The following is a 17,067-nucleotide window of genomic DNA, read 5'->3' on the forward strand; positions in this document are numbered from 1 at the left end:
CGCCCCCCTGCAACGGGATTCCGTACAGCCCCCCGAACACGCCGTGCCCCCCGTGTGATTCATCGCGTGTACCCGTCCCGCTCCGCGACCGCCCGCAGGGCGTCCTGGTCGTGCAGTGGCTTGCCCGTCGCCGTGCGGGGCAGCTTCGGCATGACGTACCAGCGGCGCGGCAGCTTGAAGTCGGCGAGCTGCCTGCCGAGCGCCTCCTCGATCCCGTCGAGCGTGGTGGCGGTCTCCAGCTCCACGTAGGCGTTGATCCCGTCCCCGTACAGGACGACCGCCTCCCGCACGCCCGGCAGGGCGGTGAGGGCGTCCTCGACCTCGCTCAGGTCGACCTTCAGCCCCCGGACGGAGACCTGGGAGTCGAGCCGGCCGCGCACGGTGATCAGACCGGTGACGTCGTCCATCTCCCCGGCGTCGCGGGTGCGCAGCCAGCCGTCGGCCCAGCGACCCGACGGCCGGTCGCCGATGTGGTCGACGAGGTAGGGCGATTCGGGTGTGGCGACGAGGAGTTCGCCTTCGTCGACACGGACCCGGACCCCCGGGGCGGCCCAGCCGGTCGCCGGACGCATGGCGCCGCTCATGTCGGTGGCGATGACGCCCGTCTCGGTCATGCCGTAGCAGTCGCCGAGCGGGGCGTCGAAGCGGTCGGCGAAGGTGGCGGCGAGCTCCGGGCGGGTCCGGCCGCCGCCCGACATCGCCTGGACGAGCTGGGGCATGCGCGGCGGCTCGGCCACCGACCCCAGCAGGGTGAACTGCGCGGGCACGCCCATGAGCATGGTCGGCGCGGGGTGTGCGAGGACGGTGTCCATGACCCCGGCGGGGGTGGTGCGGGCGGGGAGGGTGAAGCGGACGTTGTTGTGAAGGCTGTGCAGCAGTCCGCCGATGAGGCCGTAGGTGTGGGTGAGCGAGGTGAGCGCGATCATCCGCCCACCGGGGCCCGGCATGCCGTCGATCCGTGCGTAGCTGTCGAGCTCGGCGGTCAGGCTCGCGGCCGTGCGGCCGATGGCCTTCGACGGGCCCGTGGTCCCGGAGCTGAGCTGGAGGAGCACATGGTCGGTCGCGGCGGGGCGGCCCGGGTACGGCGTGAGGTCCACGTCCACCTGGTGGAATCCGCGCAGTGCGCCACCGGACTTCGTGGTGGAGATCAGGAGTTGGGGCGCCGCGGTGTCCAGCGCACGATCGGTCTCGGGGACGGTGAGCCGGTGGTCCAGCAACACCGCCTGGGCGCCGAGCCGCCAGACGGCGAGCAGGTGGACCACGTACGCCAGTGAGGGCGGCAGCCGTAGGGCGGCCGTGCCGCCGGGCCTCAACCCGGCCTGGGTGAGGGTCGCTTCGCAGTCACGCACGGCCCGCCGGAGGGTGCCGCGGTCGATCTCGCGGTCGAGGACGAGACACACGTCGTCCGAGGAGCCGCTCAATAAGGTGTCGTCGACCCAATCGGCACCGGTCGTGGCGCCGGGTAACTGCGTTGCTGCCCCGTGATACATCGATGCTCCAGAGTGTCCAGCCCGCAGCGGCGGGCGCCCGTTTCCGGGCCGCACAGAAGGTTGCACGGAGGCTGGCGACTTACGCGAGTGAATTATCGAAGGTGCGCCTGCGTCTTGCGGGATCGAGCCGTCTTCCCCCGTCTCGATCCATGACGCCGTGTCCCCCGGCCATGGTTGCCCCCGTACCCGAAAGCCACCGTAGACGCGGCCTCGCGAGTGCGCAACAACTGTCCGAGAGCAGCCGATGTAACCCACCGTTACCTGTCCGTAATACGTAGGGATTTGGCCGCTCCGACTGGAAACGTGCCATCGTTCCGGACGTGGTGGAATGGATCAAATGACGTGCGTCACATTAGGGCAAACATCCTGCGGATGTTGCTAGGTTGATTTCCCGTCACCGCCGGGTCCCGTCATGGGGGGCGGGCGGTCGAGGAGGCAACTCCGCTTGGACAGTGCCGTGGTACGGGGGTATGAGGGCCATGTTCACGAGTAGCGAGCAGCGAGAAGTGCGGGGCCGGCGGGCGGGGGAGACACGCCGGGCCGCGAAGGTCACCCGGGTCGTCGAAACGGAATGTACAGCTTCTGTTTTCCCCTGGGTGTGATCTCCCCGATCCATTTGGTCGTGGTCCGTCACTTCACCGGATGGTCGTCCTCCGCGCGTCCGTGCCATTCGGCGCCATGGTCGCCTTCGTTAATTTCGTGTGAATTATTTCTGCGCCGGGAATAGTCGGCCGAAGGTCGGCTCCGCCATTGACATTTTTGGCCTTGATTCGGCCCGCTGATTCATCCAGGGAGAGTCCTTGCATGCGTACGCTCATCGTGGACAATTACGACTCGTTCACCTACAACCTTGCCCACTACGTGGCGCAGGCCACGGGTTACGAACCCGTCGTGGTCACCAACGACGATCCGCTGTGGCGGCCTGAGCACCTGGCGGAGTTCGACGGCGTCATCATCTCCCCGGGACCGGGCACCCCCGAGCGGGAGACGGACTTCGGGATCTGCCACGACATCATCCGCGACTCGGAAGTGCCCCTGCTCGGCGTCTGCTTGGGGCACCAGGGTCTGGCGCATGTGCACGGCGGCACGGTGGAGCGGGCCCCCGAGCCCCGGCACGGCAGGTCCTCTCCGGTGCTCCACGACGGTACGGGCCTGTTCGCCGGGCTGCCCTCGCCGTTCGAGGTGGTGCGCTACCACTCGCTGGCCGTCAGCGCCCTGCCCGAGGAGCTGGAGGCGACGGCCTGGACGCCGGACGGGATCCTGATGGGGCTGCGGCACCGCACCCGCCCGCAGTGGGGCGTGCAGTTCCACCCCGAGTCCATATGCACCGAGCACGGTCACCAACTGCTGGCGAACTTCGCGCGGTTGGCCGAGCGTCACGGACGCCCGGGGCGCCGCCGCGGTACGCCTTCGGCCGCAGTCGCGGGCGCCACCACCGCGACCGTTGCACCGCCCCCGGAGGCCGTCCCCGGGCCGCGCTTCCGTGTGCACACCACCGTCCTGCCCACCCAGTGGGACCCCGAGGTGGCCTACGACCACCTCTTCCGTGCCGCACCGCACGCCTACTGGCTCGACAGCAGCCGCCCGGACGACCGGCTCGGCCGGTTCTCCGTCATGGGGGACGCCACCGGCCCGCTGGCCGAGGTGGTGCTCGCCGACGTCGAGAACTGCACTGTGACCCGGCAGAAGTCCGACGGCACCACCGAGGTCCTGAGCACCCCGTTCCTGGACTGGCTGGACGCCGATCTGCGCGCACGCCGCGGCGACGTCCCCGAGTTGCCCTTCGAGTTCGCCCTCGGCTGGGTCGGCTACCTGGGCTACGAGCTGAAGGCCGAGTGCGGTGGCAGTGCCGCCCACTCCTCGCCCAACCCCGACGGCGCCCTGATCTTCGCCGACCGCGCGGTGGTGTTCGACCACGCCACCTCCACCACCCACCTGCTCGCCCTCGCCCCCGCCGACGACGACACCCAGGCCCGCGCCTGGCTGGATGCCACCGCCGAGCGCCTGGGCCGCCTCAAGGGGCTCGGCGCCGACGCCACGCCGGCCGAGCCGGGCGCGTCGCTGGAGGTGAGCCTGCGCCACGGCCGGCGCGCCTACCTCGACCTGATCGGCGCCTGTCACGAGGCGATCAACGCCGGCGAGACCTACGAGGTCTGCCTCACCAACATGATCGACGCCGAGGGCTCGATCGACCCCTGGGACAGCTACCGCTTCCTGCGCCGCACGTCCCCGGCGCCCTTCGCCGCGCTGCTGAACTTCGGCGCGCTGTCCGTGCTGAGCACTTCGCCCGAGCGGTTCCTGCGCATCGACCGGCACAAGGTCGCCGAGTCCAAGCCCATCAAGGGCACCCGCCCGCGCGGCGTCACGCCCGCCGAGGACCGGGCCCTGACGGAGGACCTGCGGGCCAGCGAGAAGGACCGCGCCGAGAACCTCATGATCGTCGACCTGGTCCGCAACGACCTCGGCCGGTGCGCGGAGGTCGGCTCGGTCTCGGTGCACAAGATGTTCGACATCGAGAGCTACGCGACCGTGCATCAGCTCGTCAGCACCGTCCGCGCCCGGCTCAAGGCCGACAGCTCGGCGGTGGACTGTGTGCGCAACGCCTTCCCCGGGGGCTCGATGACCGGCGCCCCCAAGATCCGCACCATGCAGATCATCGACGAGCTGGAGGCGGGCCCGCGCGGCGTCTACTCCGGCGCGATCGGCTACTTCTCCCTCAACGGTGCCGCCGACCTCAGCATCGCCATCCGCACCACCGTCATCACCCCCGACCGGGTCCGCTACGGCGTCGGCGGCGCGATCACCGCGCTTTCCGACCCCGAGGAGGAGTACGAGGAGACCGCCGTCAAGGCCACCCCGATCCTGCGGCTGCTCGGGGCGACCTTCCCCGAGCGGGCCCTCGAGACGCCCGGCCTGCGATGAGCACGACAGCGACGCCGACCGTATTCGTGGCCGGGCCCTCGGGGCGGCTGACGGAGGAGAGGACCCCCGTCGCCACCCGGCTGCTGGCCGCCGACTCCTGGCTCGTCCAGGACGGTGCGGCCCGTGCCGTCGAGGGCCACCGGCGGCGGTTCGCGATCGCCTGCGCCGAGGCCGGCGGCCCGCCCGCCGAGCAGGTGGACGCGTTCTGGGACGCGGCGCTGAGCAGGCTGCCCGGCACGGGGGAGTGGTTCCCGAGGGCGGAGCTGGTGGCGGACGGATCCGGGACACGGCTCCAGTTCCGCCTCCGCCTCGCCCCCGCCCGCACCACCTCCGTACAGGTGTGGGTCTCCGGGCGGAGCGATCAGCGGACGCTGCCCCGCCGCAAGGGCCCCGACCTGGACCACCTCGGCGAGCTGCGGGCCGCCGCGATCGAGGTCGGGGCGAACGAGGCACTGCTGACCACCCCCTCCGGCCTGGTCCTGGAGGGCGCCACCGCCAACCTCCTGTGGTGGGACGGCGACGCGCTCTGCGCCGTCGACCCCACGCTGCGCGTCCTGCCCGGCGTCACCAGCGGCTGGGTGCTGAAGCTGGCCGCCGAACGGGGCATCCCGGTGCGCCTGCGCCGGGTCGTGCCGACCGACCTGGCCGGCCGGGAGGCGTGGTTCACCAACGCGCTGCACGGCATCCGCCCGGTCACCGCTTGGGTGGGTTCCGACATCCGGCCCGGCGCGCCCCGGCTGGCCGCCGCCTGGCAGGCCGAGTGGCTGGCCGCCGCGACCCCGCTGGCCGCGGCCACCCCGCCGGCTGCCGCGACGCCGCAGGCCGGGGCCACCCCGCAGGCCGGGGCCACCCCGCAGTCTCACCTCGACCACCGGAGCGCCTGACATGCCCCTGGACCCGGCCTTCGTCGGCCGTGCCTACCCGCCCACCGCCCCGTACGAGGTGAGCCGCGAGAAGATCCGCGAGTTCGCCGAGGCCGTGGGCGACGCCCACCCCGCCTACACCGACCCCGCCGCCGCCCGCGCCCTCGGCCACGACGACGTGATCGCCCCGCCCACCTTCCCCTTCACCATTGCCCACCGGGCCGCCGACCAAGTCGTCAAGGACCCGGAGCTGGGCCTCGACTACAGCCGTGTCGTCCACAGCGACCAGCAGTTCAACTACACCCGTCCGCTGCGGGCGGGCGACCGGGTCTCGGTCGTCACCACCGTCGAGTCGGTCCGGTCGCTGGGCGGCAGCGACACCCTCGGCGTGCGCGGCGATGTCATCGACGCGGACGGGGAGCACGTCGTCACCGTGCGCATGAGGATCGTCGCGCGCGGAGCCGACCGGAAACGCTGACGGCGGGCCGGGCCGACGGACATGGCAACTGCCCCACAGGAAACGGAAACCGGAACATGACCGCGTTCACTTTCGTATCGAACCCTTTCGGCACCCCGTCCACCCCCACCCCCACCACCGGTACCGGCTGGAACCCCGGCTCCTGGCAGGAACACCCGGCCGCCCAGCAGCCCGAATGGCCCGACACCGCCGCCCTCGACACCGTCATCGACCAGCTCGCCCTCCTCCCGCCACTGGTCAGTGCGGCGGAGAGCGCCCGGTTACGCGCCGCCCTCGGCGCGGCCGCCCTGGGCGACGGCTTTCTCCTCCAGGCCGGTGACTGCGCGGAGTCCACCGGCTCCTTCCACGCCGACGCCGTGTACAACAAGGTCAAGGTCATCCTCCAGATGTCCACCGTCCTCGCCTTCGGCAGCGGCCTGCCCGTGGTCAAGGTGGGCCGCATCGCCGGCCAGATGGCCAAGCCGCGCTCCAACCCGGTCGAGCCCGTCGACGGCCCGTCCGGCCCCCTGCTCCTGCCCAGCTACCGCGGCGAGATGGTCAACGGCAGCGCACCCACGCCCGAGGCCCGCCGCCCCGACCCCGACCGTCTGCTGTACGCCTACTACCGATCCGCCTCCAGCCTGAACCTGCTGCGCATGTTCACCGCGGACGGCTTCGCGACCCTGGACGAGGTGCACGCCTGGAACCGCGAGCACGTGGCGGCGTCCGCCGACCCGCGTCACGCCGCGCTGCTCGACGACATGGACCACGTCCTGCGCTACCTCGCCTCGCGCCCCGGCACGCAGCCCGCCGCGCCGGAGCAGCACGGCTTCGACTTCTTCACCTCGCACGAAGCCCTGATCCTTCCCTACGAGCAGGCCCTGACCCGCTGGGACCACAGCGGATCCGCCTGGCACGACGCCTCGGCCCACATGGTGTGGATCGGTGAGCGCACCCGCCAACTGGACGGCGCCCACGTCGAATTCGCCGCCGGTATCGACAACCCGGTCGGCGTGAAGGTCGGCCCGACCATGGAGCCCGAGGAGCTCCTCGCCCTCTGCCGCCGCCTCGACCCGACCCGCGACCCGGGGCGCCTCACGCTGATCACCCGCATGGGCGCGGGCCGCATCCGCGAGGCCTTGCCGCCGCTGGTGCGCGCGGTCCGGGACGCGGGCTACCCGGTGCTGTGGATCTGCGACCCGATGCACGGCAACACGATCGCTGCGTCCGACGGCCTCAAGACACGACGTTTCGACGACATCGTCGACGAACTGCGCGGTTTCATCGAAGTCCACCGTGCGGCGGGCACCCACCCGGGCGGTGTGCACCTGGAACTCACCGGCGAGGACGTCACGGAGTGCCTGGGCGGCACCACGTCGGAGGTCCTGGAGGGCAATCTGTCGGATCGCTACGAGACGGCCTGCGACCCGCGCCTGAACCGGAGTCAGGCGCTGGAACTGTCGTTCATCGCTGCGGAGTTGTTGCGGGGGTAGACGGGCGACGGGGGGCGAGCCCGGATCGACGTCGTCGATCCGGGCCTGACCACAGGTCAGTTGGTGAAGCCTTCCAGCTCCGCAGTTTCCAGAGTGATTCCCACCGGGTCGGGAAGCTCTACGACGGTGCCATACGGGTGTGCCCGTCGGTTCAGGTACGTTCCGTCCTTGGGCTCGCTGTAGACGACGAGAGTGGAGTGGTCGCGGTCGACGAGGAGGTAGACCGGGATGCCTGCTTCGGCGTAGCCGTCGCGCTTCTCTCTACGGTCGCGGCGATCGGTGTCCGAGTCGCTGGAGGTGACCTCGAGGGTCATCAGGACGCCGTCGGGATCTGCCCATTCCCCTTGCCCTCGTGCCAGGAAGTGTCGTCGTGGTGCGAGGGTGCCGTCCGGGCGGGCGCGACCCTTGCGGTAGCCCTCGATCTTCAGCCCTCGGTCGGTATACAGGCCGAGGTCAGGCCGCTGCTGCATGCACCGCTCGATCAGCCACAGGATGATCTCTCCATGAACCGGATCCGGCACCGGCTTGACCTCTAGCTTTCCGTTGATGAATTCCAGCTTCACGGTCTTGGGCGCAAGGCGTTCGAGTTCTTCGAAGTCCTCGACGGGCATCTGGGGCCGCTCGGCGGTGCTTGGGGTCATGGTGTCGCCTCCTCCCCTTAATGGTGCCCCGACGTCGGGCGGCGCGTCCTGCATGGTGGTCATGTCCTTCTCCTTTCGCGTGTGCGGAGGGTCGCGCGCAGCCGCTCGACCCTGGAGTGGATCTCGGCCTCCGTCGGGCCGAGCAGTTCATCGGACAGGTCACCCCGGCACGGGCGGCAGAGGCCGCCGGGCAGGGCCTCCGGGCGGCCCGGGGTGCGGCAGCCGGTGCATTCCATGAGGCGACGGGGTGGGGCTTGGCCTGCCGCATGTGGGCTGCGGACCGGTTCCGGCGGCAACTTGTCGATCAGCCGCTTACGGGTCAGCGCGCCCGGTGAGTGGACGACGTCCGGCAGCCCGGCTGTGAGGATCCGCGCGAAGTCCGACGGCGTCACCCCGCGCGCCAGCCATTGGGCCGCGAGGCCCTCCAGGGCGGCGCATTCGGCGGCCGAGAGCGTCAGGCGGGCGTCGGTGCGGCCGAGGGCGGCGAGGGCCTCGTACGCGTCCGACCGCAGCGGCCTGGTGGTCGGTGCCGGTCGCGCGGGGCGCGGGCGCTCGTCCGGGTGAACCTCGGTGGGTGGTTGGGGTGCCGCCGCTACGGGCGAATCCACGGCGTCGCTCGGTACGTCGTCCGGCACGTCGCCCGCCAGGAAGCGCGCCCACCAGGCGTCACCGCGCGGGGTGCGCGAGAAGTACGTACGGAACACCCACTGCGTACGCCCCTCCCCGATCTGCTCCCGCACCCGCCGCAGGTGGCCCGCGTGCGAGAGGGCGTTGAGCCCGGACCGTACGGCCTGCTGGCCGTAGGCGGGCAGGGTGGCGGCGAGGGTCTTCGTGTCGATGGCGGCGCCGTCCGGCAGCCGGTCGATGTACGAGGCGATGCACGCTTCGCGTTCGGGTAAATGTGCGAAGTCGTCGCGGCGGCGGGGTGCTTGATCCGGCGCGGAACGTTTGCCGTAACCGGGTGACGCCATGGCGGGCGGGCGTGGGGCACCGATAAGGTTGGCAGTAGCCAAGGAGATCCCCTACAGATCTTGTTGGTCAAACCCCCGTCTGGTGTCGTTAGCACCGGCGGGGGTTGTCTGTTGTGGGGGACGCTACACGGCGACAGCGCCCCGTGGCGACTCGGTCACAAATTGTCATCCATGCGTGTGGGGACGGCAGTTGGGAGGGTGGGTGGGTTATCACCCACCACCCATTCCACAGATAGGGAGCTCGGATCCCGACCCCCGAATCCCGACGCTCAAGCGTCGGCCTACCGCGCCAGGGAGCCGCGCTCCTTGCGTTCCACTACAAGCGATGCCGTCGCGGCGACGTCTTGGTGTGGGCCGTCCGCGAAGACGAGCACGATCTCCCCCCGCCCGTTCCGACGCACGGCCTTGACCTCACGTTCACGGCCCCGGACCGTCACCACGTCACCGCTCTCCACCCGCTGCGACCACACTCGAAACTTCATGTCTGTCACCCTTCTTCATCTGGCGCGAGGCCTCTCGAACGAGCGTGTTCAGGCGGGACCGTCGGCGCAGCGGTCGCCGAGGTCGAAGCGGCAGAAGATCGTCTTGCCGCCTCCTCCTTCCGGGGCCCACCACAGGGCATCCGCCAGCCGGTGAATGATCAGCAGCCCACGGCCTGAATCAGGAAGAACTGCCTCTGGCAGGCAGTGAGCGAGCTGAGGTGAGAAGGGCTCCTCGCGGGGGAAGGTGGGCGGGCTGGAGTCTTCGTCGGCTACGCCGAGGAACAGCCACTTCGGCCACTTGGCGAGCGTGATATCGATCCGGCGCGGGGCACCTTGGTGAGTCAGGGCCTTGTCAGGTACCGCATGGTGGACCACGTTGCCAACCAGCTCCGAGACGACTAGCCGTGCGTCCTCAGCCAGCCAGCCCAGCCCCCAGTCTTTCAGCGCGCTGCGCACCGTGTTGCGCGCGACGAGAACGGTGTCTGGCGAGTCGGCGTAGAGCGTCAACGCGCGGAACTGTTCCAGGCGGACGGTGTGCGCTCCGTCGATATGAGTAACGATCGGAGTTAGCGTGCCGACGTCGAGGGCCCGTTCATCGCTCATGCGGTGAGCATCGTGCCGGTCAATGGGACGTAGGAACCTCCCTCGAAACCCACTTCGGGACGTCCTGGGCCGGGTAGAACGTCCCTATCGACGTCCTGGGCTGTGGGGAGAAGGCTGATGCCGAACGAGAGACTTCGTGCCGTAATGGAATCTGGAGGCTGGACGTGCAGCACCCTCGCGGAGAAGGCTGGGGTGGACCCCAAAACGGTCGAACGCTGGGTGACTCTCGGTCGTACTCCGCGTCGCGTGACAGCCACGTCGGCGGCAGAGGCGTTAGGTGAAGACGTGTTTGCACTATGGCCAGCGCTCCGACAGGCGCGTGCTGCACGCGCGGTCAGTCCCGAGCTGGTAGCCCTCTACGACCAGCGTGCGGACGTTCCCATGTCGTCATTCATCGACATGCTCTCGAAGGCCCGTGAGCAGATTGACGTGCTTGTGTACGCTGCCGTCTTTCTACACGAGACGTACCCGCGACTTAACGATCTCCTGCGAGGGCGTGCCGCAGAAGGCTGTGCAGTCCGCGTCGCTGTGGGCGACGCAGATTGCTCGAACGTGCAGCAGCGCGGGCATGAGGAGCAGTTCGGTCATGGCATCGAATCCCGCTGCCGCCTCGCCCTCATGCACTATCGGCCGCTTGTCGGTGTACCCGGCATCGACGTACGGACCCACGGGACCACCCTCTACAACTCCCTCTATCGCGTGGATGATCAGGTGATGGTCAACGCCCATGTTTGGGGAGTAAACGCCTACGGAGCTCCGGTCTGGCACCTCCGCCGCAATGGCGCGGGTGGGATGTTCGACACGTACGCCCGTAGCTTCGACGCTGTGTGGGCGACAGCGAATCCGGTGGGAGAAGAGGGCAGTGATGCGCACTGAGTACTACGACGACCCGGACGCGCCTGAGCCGAACAGCATGGTCGTCGCCGCTTCCGCTGTGGTCGTCGACGAACACAAGCGCATCCTGCTCCAGCGCCGCCGGGACAACGATCTCTGGGCTCTCCCGGGCGGCGGCATGGACATGGGCGACTCTCTGCCGGGCACAGCGGTGCGGGAAGTGAAGGAAGAGACCGGGCTGGACGTAGAGATCACGGGGCTCGTCGGGACCTACACCGACCCGCGCCATGTCATTGCCTATTCGGACGGCGAGGTGCGCCGACAGTTCAACGTCTGCTTCACCGCCCGCGTCATCGGCGGCCGGCTCGCCATCTCTGACGAGTCCACGGAGCTCAGGTTTGTCCCGCCTGAAGAGCTGGCCGAGCTGCCCATGCACCACACGCAGCGGCTTCGGCTCACACACTTCCTGGAGCGGCGTCCGCAGCCCTACCTGGGCTGACGCGGTGTCCTGGGCATCGGAAAAACCGTGTGGTTCGAGCTGGGCGTCTTGCTAGGCTCCGACCGCACGTGAGTGCGTGACTACTGCTGTGACGAGGGAGGTTGATGAATATGGCTGGCGCCGACCTTCATCAGCATGCCCTCACACCACACAGGAGTTTCGCGTGTCATTTTCTTTCTCGCTGACCGGCGCTGATCTGACCACCGAGCGTCTCGTGCTGACGCACTGGTCCACCGACGAGTTGTCCGCCGTCCTCGACGGCCGTCGGCTCGCTCACTGGGCGGAGGACTTCCCCGCCGAGGGTGACCGTGCCATCGCCGGTTTCATGTCCGAGCAGCCGGAATGCCTGCGGGAGACGTACGGCCAGCGGCAGATCATCGAGCGGGCGACCGGGCTCGTTGTCGGTGCCATCGGTCTGTTCTGGCCTCCCAGTGACCGTTCCATAGAGATCGGGTACGGGGTCGTCCCGTCCCGGCGCGGTCGCGGCTACGCCACCGAGGCCACCCGGGCCCTCGCGGGGTTTGTTCTGACCGCCCCTGGCGTGGACACCGTGTACGCCAACGTCGAGCTCTCAAACCCGGCCTCAGGCCGGGTGCTGGAGAAGGCAGGGCTGCGGCGCGTCGGCAGCGACGCGGAAACGGCCCGGTACGTCGGCACGGCCGCCGATCCGACCGCCTGCTAGTCCCTGCGGGACGGGGCCGCCACCAGCTGTACCCAACGGTGGCGGCTCAGTCCGCCAGCACCTTCGGCGTCCGGCCCTGCTCGACGTCCAGCAGCCGTTGCGCCTGCATCCGCGCCACCGAGAGCAGGATCTTCGCGCTGTCCGGCTGCTTCTCTTCGTCCTGATAGATCAGCTCGGCAAGTACCGCGCCTATGCGCACTGTCATCGTGAGACTCGGTGTGGCGTAGGCGGCCCGGGGTTCGGAAAAGGCCACGCTCTCGTTGCCGACCGTCGGCATGGACACCGCTCTGTTCCCGGGCGCATTGGCCTTGTTTCGGCCCTTGAGCGCAGCTCCCGCCGCCTTTCGGTCGGGGTATGCGGCAAGGTGGACGTACACGCTGCCGGTGTCGCCCGGTGCCTTGTACTGCACGACGGCCGTGCTCCACATCGTGTAGCAGTCGCGGGAGTTGCCCTCGGTGCACCGCTGGTCCTTGGGGATGTCCCGAGCGGACGTCGGTGCTACTCCGGTTCTCCATCCCGTCGGCATGCTCCGCAGGTCCGGCAGCGCCTTCCGCAACCCCTCGGCATCGAGCCTCACGTCCGGATCAGGGAACGTCTCCCGCTGCGCACCGTCCTCGGAGCCGGTCGCCGTCTCTGGCGCCGCCGTTCCCTCTCCACCGCACCCCGCCGAGCCGCCCAGCGCCATCAGCACCACGGCGAGCGCGCATGCGCGACTGAGCGGCCCCCTCCGAACGCGTCGCACGATCCCCTCCGGCCTTCCCACTTTGAGCGCAAACGCCGAGCATAAGGGGGCCGTGCCCGCGCTCACGACTCCGGGCGGTGTGCGTGGAAGATGCCCCAGCGGAGGTGGTTGTCGCGGCAGGCGGCGACCCAGAGGGGCAGGTTTTCCAGGAGGCTCTTCACATAGGCGGGGCTGATCACGTCCTGGAGCTGCGCCGCCCGGCGGTGGGTCTCTTCGGTCAGGCGGAGATAGTGGGTGAGCAGCTGCTCGCTCCGGTCATCGAACTCGACGTCCGGCAAGCCGAGTTTACGAAGCTGCTCGCGGTAGAAGGACGAAGTCGCGAGGGCGGTGACCTCCAGGCGGGCCACGACCGGGCGCAGTGCCTCCGCAGGGGTGCCCTCCGCCGCCATGATGTCCGTGAACACCAGGTCGCCACCCGGCTTGAGGACGCGGGTGGCCTCCCGGAGGAGCGTTGCGCGGTCGCCGCTGTGGCAGAAGGCTTCCTGGGACCACACGACGTCGAAGTGGGCGTCGGGGAACGGGATGTCCTGGAAGGAACCGGTGACGACCTGGATGAGGTTGTCGAGGCCGCGCTCGGCGTTGGTCCGCCGGTGGCGTTCGTTCTGGCTCTCGCTGATGTTCAGTGCCACGACCTGGCCCCTGAACCGCTCCGCCAGATAGCGCGTCGCGCCGCCGTACCCGGAGCCCAGGTCCAGCACCGTCCTGTCCGGGCCCAGGCGGTCGGCGACCTTGTCGGCCGCCTTCTCGACCGTGCGCCGGGAGGCTTTCGCCACCGGTTCGTGCTCGTGGGCGTAGATGCCGGTGTGGATGTCCTCGCCGCCCCAGACGGCGTCGTAGAAGGCGTCGACGTCACCGGTGTCGTAATAACGACGGGCCGCTTCGGCGGCGTTCGCGGCGTTCGCGGCGGCCGCGTTGTTCGCGTTGCTCTGCGTGCTCTCGTTGCTCATGCTGTCGTCCTCGCTCGGTCGGTCGTCCGGGTGCGAATCCACACAGGTACAGGGCGTGACACTAACGGAGGCTATCCCTCCGTAGTGCCGTGCGCGTAGGGGGTGCGCGCGATCCGGTCTAGTCTGCCGAGTCGTGGCAGAACAGCGACACATCCGCGCGCAGCGAGCCCGAGCCCAGGCCATCGGGGGTGGTGTCCGCTGCGGCGGCGTGGTCGAAGTGCTGGAGCGGGTCGTCGGGGTGCAGGCCCAGGACCCGGCGTCGGCCGCGCTCGGGGTGCGGGCCCGGTCCGTCGGGCTGACCGCCGGGGACGTGCGGTGGGCGGTGGGGGAGGAGCGGGCGGCGGTGCGCGGCTGGTTCATGCGCGGCACGCTGCACCTGGTGGCCGCCTCCGATGTGCGCTGGCTGCTGGACCTCCTTGGCCCGGTGTTCCTCCGGTCGGGGGAACGGCGGCTGAGAGAGCTCGGCCTCGACCCGAGGCTGTGCGCCCGCGCCGAGCGCGTCATCGGTCTCGCGCTCGCCGCCGACGGCCCGCTCACCCGGGCCGAACTCACCGAGCGGCTCGGGACCATCGGCGTCCCCACCCAAGGGCAGGCGGCCTTCCACCTCATCCGCCGTTCGGCGCTCACCGGGCAGATCTGTTACGGCCCGGAGGGCGACGGCCCGGCCGCGAAGGCCCGCTTCGCGCTGCTCGACGCCTGGCTGCCCGCCGCCGGGCGGCAGCCCTGGGAGGGCGAGGCCGCCGTCGCCGAACTGGCCCGCCGCTACCGAGCGGGGTACGGGCCCTCCGAGGCCCAGGACTTCGCCACCTGGTCCGGACTACCGGTGCCGACGGCCAAGCGCGCCTGGGCGGCGGTCACGTCCGACGAGGAGGGCGGGGGTCCGGCCGAGGCAGGCGACGTGCGGCTGCTGCCCGCGTACGACAACTACCTCACCGCGTACCGGAGCAGGGAGTTGTCCGTGCCGGCCGCGCACGAGCGGCAGGTGTGGCCCGGCGGCGGGCAGATCCGTGCGTCCATCGTCGCCGACGGCTGGGCCGTCGGCACCTGGAGCCGTGGTGCGAAGGGGTGCGGTGGGGTGATGGTCAGCCCGTTCGGCGCACTGTCCGCCGGGGTCGAGGACGGGGTCGCGGCGGAGGCCGCCGACATCGACCGGTTCCTGGAGAGGGAGTAGGCGGGGCGCACACGGTTCCGCCGGGAGCGGCCGGGACGCCGGATCGCGCGCCCCGGCTGCCCGCCGTCGCCCTCCGCCGCCGCGCATCGCACAGCACTTCGTACGGCGATCTGGCGCTCCCTGCTCGAACCTTGCCGAAAAATCCACTATCCGGGTGAACTGCGCCTTCTTATGTGTGGCGCGGCGTTCATTGCGGGATGGTCAGAAATAGGCTGGCACGCCATCGGCGGGGCCCTGGGCGTGAGAGGAGTACGGCGATGACCATTACGGACGTCGTGCGCACCCCTCCCTGCTCGCTCTGTCAGGAAGCCGGCGACACACCGCTCACCCGTTCCCCTGAACCGCGGCTGGTCGTGCCGGTGGGGGAGGTGCAGTGGAAATCCCGTATCGATCCGGCGTCGTCCGCTCACGCTCACCCCGCCGGTCGCCTGGTAGGAGGATCTCCGTGGCAACCCTCTGCAGACCGGCCATCGCCGTTCCGGAGCATGTGATCACCAGGGACGAGACCCTGGAGTTGGCCCGCACGCTGCACGCGGGGCACCCCCAGCTCGATCTCGCCCTGAGACTCATCGGCAACACCGGCGTGCAAACCCGCCATCTCGTACAGCCGATCGAGGAAACCCTGAAACATCCGGGGTTCACCGCGCGCAACGCCCTCTACGAGGAGGAGGCGAAGGCGCGCGTCCCCGAGGTCGTCCGGCGGGCGCTGGCCAACGCCGAGCTCGATGTCCGCGACATCGACATGATCGCGTACGTGTCGTGCACCGGCTTCATGATGCCGTCGATGACCGCCTGGCTCATCAACAACATGGACTTCCGCACCGACACCCGGCAGCTGCCCATCGCCCAGCTGGGCTGTGCCGCCGGCGGGGCGGCCATCAACCGCGCCCATGACTTCTGCATCGCCTATCCCGACGCGAACGTGCTGATCGTCTGCTGTGAGTTCTGCTCGCTGTGCTATCAGCCGACGGACCTCGCGGTCGGGACACTGCTGTCGAACGGGCTCTTCGGGGACGGCATCGCCGCCGCCGTGGTGCGCGGCCGTGGCGGCACAGGGGTCAGCCTGGAGTGCAACGGCTCGCACCTGGTTCCCGACACCGAGGAGTGGATCTCCTACGGGGTCCGGGACACCGGCTTCCACTTCCTGCTCGACAAGCGCGTGCCCGGCACGATGTCCATGCTCGCCCCGGCGATGCGGGACATGGCGGCGCCCTACGATTGGGACGTCTCCGGGCTCGACTTCTACATCGTGCACGCGGGCGGGCCCCGGATCCTGGACGACCTGTGCAAGATCCTGCGCCTGGAACCGGAGATGTTCCGCTACAGCCGGGCCACGCTGACCGAGCGCGGCAATATCGCCAGCGCGGTCATCTTCGATGCCCTCGACCGGCTCTTCGAGGACGGCGGTGCCGACCACGACGCCCGGGGCATCATCGCGGGCTTCGGCCCCGGCATCACCGCCGAGATCGCCCTGGGGACCTGGTCCGACCGGGGCAAGGAGCGGGAGCCGGCGGCGCGCGAGGCAGTGACGATCCCGGTGTGAGTCACGGCGCACAGGCCGCTGGGGGACCGGGCCCGGCCCGGTCCCCCAGCGCGCACGCGTATCCCAGAGGCTTGCCCAGGGAGTGCCTCAGGGATTGCCTCAGGGAGGGAAGTCCTCAGAGGTTTCCTCTGAGGTTTTCTCTGAGGTTTTCTCAGAGGTCGAACTCCGCGGGGTTGATGCCGAGCGCGTAGCAGACCTCGCGGACAACGGCCTGCTCGGTCTTGTCGAAGTCGCCGTCGGCACCGCCGATGACAATGCCGATCTGGACGACGGCACGCGCCTCCACCGGCTTCTTCTGCACCTTGCCGATGGTCTGCATGACGCTGACCTTGCCGAAGTCGAAATCGACCGTCAGCTTCTGGCAGTAGTCGTTGAAGCGCGCCTGCAAATCGTCGGCGGGGAAGTTCTTCAGCACATCGTTGGTGGCGATGAGCGCGGCGACCCGCTGCCGCTCGGACGCGTCGATCGAACCGTCAGCGGCTGCCACCAGTGCGCACATCGCCATGCTCGCGTCACGGAACGCCCCACTCTTGAGGTCGTTCTTCTTCGCCATCAGCTGGCCCTGCATCGTGGTGGCCGAGTCCTTGAGCCGGTCCCAGAGCGCCATGTGCCATCTCCTCGTGAACAAATAGGGGTGCACTGGGGAGAACTGTTCCGGTGGGTAAAGAAGTTCCCAATGGGACGCTTTGGATTTATGGCACCGTCGATTTACGGCCAACTCAGGACG

Annotated in this window: 17 protein-coding genes; 9 read left to right on the forward strand and 8 right to left on the reverse strand. The window is 69.6% G+C overall.

Annotated features, from left to right (window positions below; all coding sequences use genetic code 11):
• Window positions 1–59: 59 nt before the first annotated feature.
• A complete protein-coding gene (locus ACZ53N_RS05605) occupies window positions 60–1,490 on the reverse strand; it encodes a class I adenylate-forming enzyme family protein (protein WP_469139670.1) in 1,431 nt (476 codons plus the stop codon).
• 804 nt (window positions 1,491–2,294) lie between these two features.
• On the opposite strand from ACZ53N_RS05605, the gene pabB reads away from it, so the two are divergent.
• From pabB to ACZ53N_RS05625, 4 genes are read left to right on the forward strand one after another with little or no spacing between them, the layout of a single operon-like run.
• Window positions 2,295–4,412 (forward strand): aminodeoxychorismate synthase component I, encoded by a 2,118-nt coding sequence (gene pabB / locus ACZ53N_RS05610; RefSeq protein ID WP_469139671.1) that lies wholly within the window; start codon window positions 2,295–2,297, stop codon window positions 4,410–4,412.
• Complete coding sequence (locus ACZ53N_RS05615) at window positions 4,409–5,296, forward strand: aminotransferase class IV (protein WP_469139672.1); 888 nt, start codon at window positions 4,409–4,411, stop codon at window positions 5,294–5,296. The genes pabB and ACZ53N_RS05615 overlap by 4 nt, the downstream gene beginning before the upstream one ends.
• A 1-nt stretch (window position 5,297) precedes the next feature.
• Window positions 5,298–5,753: a MaoC family dehydratase N-terminal domain-containing protein gene (locus ACZ53N_RS05620; RefSeq protein WP_365370533.1), complete on the forward strand. Its 456-nt coding sequence runs from the start codon at window positions 5,298–5,300 to the stop codon at window positions 5,751–5,753.
• Window positions 5,754–5,809: 56 nt separating this feature from the next.
• The gene (locus tag ACZ53N_RS05625; RefSeq protein ID WP_469139673.1) at window positions 5,810–7,225 is read left to right on the forward strand and encodes a class II 3-deoxy-7-phosphoheptulonate synthase; all 1,416 of its coding nucleotides are present in this window, start codon (window positions 5,810–5,812) and stop codon (window positions 7,223–7,225) included.
• 56 nt (window positions 7,226–7,281) lie between these two features.
• Here the strand turns inward: ACZ53N_RS05625 and ACZ53N_RS05630 are convergent, their stop codons facing one another.
• The 4 genes from ACZ53N_RS05630 to ACZ53N_RS05645 form a co-directional block, all read right to left on the reverse strand.
• A complete protein-coding gene (locus ACZ53N_RS05630; RefSeq protein ID WP_469139822.1) occupies window positions 7,282–7,866 on the reverse strand; it encodes a Uma2 family endonuclease in 585 nt (194 codons plus the stop codon).
• A gap of 59 nt (window positions 7,867–7,925) precedes the next feature.
• Window positions 7,926–8,837: a hypothetical protein gene (locus ACZ53N_RS05635; protein WP_469139674.1), complete on the reverse strand. Its 912-nt coding sequence runs from the start codon at window positions 8,835–8,837 to the stop codon at window positions 7,926–7,928.
• A 281-nt stretch (window positions 8,838–9,118) separates the two neighbouring features.
• Entirely contained in the window at window positions 9,119–9,319 is a 201-nt protein-coding gene (locus tag ACZ53N_RS05640) for a hypothetical protein (protein ID WP_469139675.1), read from the reverse strand.
• A gap of 48 nt (window positions 9,320–9,367) precedes the next feature.
• Entirely contained in the window at window positions 9,368–9,922 is a 555-nt protein-coding gene (locus tag ACZ53N_RS05645) for an ATP-binding protein (protein WP_469139676.1), read from the reverse strand.
• A gap of 117 nt (window positions 9,923–10,039) precedes the next feature.
• Here ACZ53N_RS05645 and ACZ53N_RS05650 point away from each other — a divergent pair, with 117 nt between their 5' ends.
• The 3 genes from ACZ53N_RS05650 (at window position 10,040) to ACZ53N_RS05660 (ending at window position 11,937) form a co-directional block, all read left to right on the forward strand.
• Entirely contained in the window at window positions 10,040–10,798 is a 759-nt protein-coding gene (locus ACZ53N_RS05650; protein WP_469139677.1) for a helix-turn-helix domain-containing protein, read from the forward strand.
• Window positions 10,785–11,255 carry an NUDIX domain-containing protein gene (locus tag ACZ53N_RS05655; protein WP_469139678.1) on the forward strand — a complete coding sequence of 157 codons (471 nt, stop codon included), beginning with the start codon at window positions 10,785–10,787 and terminating at the stop codon, window positions 11,253–11,255. Before ACZ53N_RS05650 ends, ACZ53N_RS05655 begins: the two co-directional genes overlap by 14 nt.
• Window positions 11,256–11,418: 163 nt before the next feature.
• Window positions 11,419–11,937, forward strand: coding sequence for a GNAT family N-acetyltransferase (locus ACZ53N_RS05660; RefSeq protein WP_469139679.1), 519 nt, complete (start codon window positions 11,419–11,421; stop codon window positions 11,935–11,937).
• A gap of 46 nt (window positions 11,938–11,983) precedes the next feature.
• On the opposite strand, the gene ACZ53N_RS05665 is transcribed toward ACZ53N_RS05660, so the two are convergent.
• On the reverse strand, window positions 11,984–12,514 hold the full coding sequence (locus ACZ53N_RS05665; RefSeq protein ID WP_469139680.1) for a hypothetical protein: 531 nt from the start codon (window positions 12,512–12,514) through the stop codon (window positions 11,984–11,986).
• A gap of 227 nt (window positions 12,515–12,741) precedes the next feature.
• Complete coding sequence (locus ACZ53N_RS05670) at window positions 12,742–13,626, reverse strand: SAM-dependent methyltransferase (protein ID WP_469139681.1); 885 nt, start codon at window positions 13,624–13,626, stop codon at window positions 12,742–12,744.
• A gap of 133 nt (window positions 13,627–13,759) precedes the next feature.
• Here ACZ53N_RS05670 and ACZ53N_RS05675 point away from each other — a divergent pair, with 133 nt between their 5' ends.
• Entirely contained in the window at window positions 13,760–14,797 is a 1,038-nt protein-coding gene (locus ACZ53N_RS05675) for a winged helix DNA-binding domain-containing protein (protein WP_469139682.1), read from the forward strand.
• A 445-nt stretch (window positions 14,798–15,242) separates the two neighbouring features.
• The gene (locus ACZ53N_RS05680; RefSeq protein ID WP_469139683.1) at window positions 15,243–16,340 is read left to right on the forward strand and encodes a type III polyketide synthase; all 1,098 of its coding nucleotides are present in this window, start codon (window positions 15,243–15,245) and stop codon (window positions 16,338–16,340) included.
• Window positions 16,341–16,491: 151 nt separating this feature from the next.
• On the opposite strand, the gene ACZ53N_RS05685 is transcribed toward ACZ53N_RS05680, so the two are convergent.
• Entirely contained in the window at window positions 16,492–16,947 is a 456-nt protein-coding gene (locus ACZ53N_RS05685; RefSeq protein ID WP_184739182.1) for a tellurite resistance TerB family protein, read from the reverse strand.
• Between the last annotated feature and the right edge of the window lie 120 nt (window positions 16,948–17,067).

The organism is Streptomyces sp. NPDC033229, from assembly GCF_055576875.1.

Coding starts and splice junctions, on each gene's coding strand:
- ACZ53N_RS05625 (WP_469139673.1), top strand. CDS start 5,810: ATGACCGCGTTCACTTTCGTATCGAACCCTTTCGGCACCCCGTCCACC.
- ACZ53N_RS05650 (WP_469139677.1), top strand. CDS start 10,040: ATGCCGAACGAGAGACTTCGTGCCGTAATGGAATCTGGAGGCTGGACG.
- ACZ53N_RS05645 (WP_469139676.1), bottom strand. CDS start 9,922: ATGAGCGATGAACGGGCCCTCGACGTCGGCACGCTAACTCCGATCGTT.
- pabB (WP_469139671.1), top strand. CDS start 2,295: ATGCGTACGCTCATCGTGGACAATTACGACTCGTTCACCTACAACCTT.
- ACZ53N_RS05630 (WP_469139822.1), bottom strand. CDS start 7,866: ATGACCCCAAGCACCGCCGAGCGGCCCCAGATGCCCGTCGAGGACTTC.
- ACZ53N_RS05635 (WP_469139674.1), bottom strand. CDS start 8,837: ATGGCGTCACCCGGTTACGGCAAACGTTCCGCGCCGGATCAAGCACCC.
- ACZ53N_RS05640 (WP_469139675.1), bottom strand. CDS start 9,319: ATGAAGTTTCGAGTGTGGTCGCAGCGGGTGGAGAGCGGTGACGTGGTG.
- ACZ53N_RS05605 (WP_469139670.1), bottom strand. CDS start 1,490: ATGTATCACGGGGCAGCAACGCAGTTACCCGGCGCCACGACCGGTGCC.
- ACZ53N_RS05615 (WP_469139672.1), top strand. CDS start 4,409: ATGAGCACGACAGCGACGCCGACCGTATTCGTGGCCGGGCCCTCGGGG.
- ACZ53N_RS05620 (WP_365370533.1), top strand. CDS start 5,298: ATGCCCCTGGACCCGGCCTTCGTCGGCCGTGCCTACCCGCCCACCGCC.
- ACZ53N_RS05670 (WP_469139681.1), bottom strand. CDS start 13,626: ATGAGCAACGAGAGCACGCAGAGCAACGCGAACAACGCGGCCGCCGCG.
- ACZ53N_RS05685 (WP_184739182.1), bottom strand. CDS start 16,947: ATGGCGCTCTGGGACCGGCTCAAGGACTCGGCCACCACGATGCAGGGC.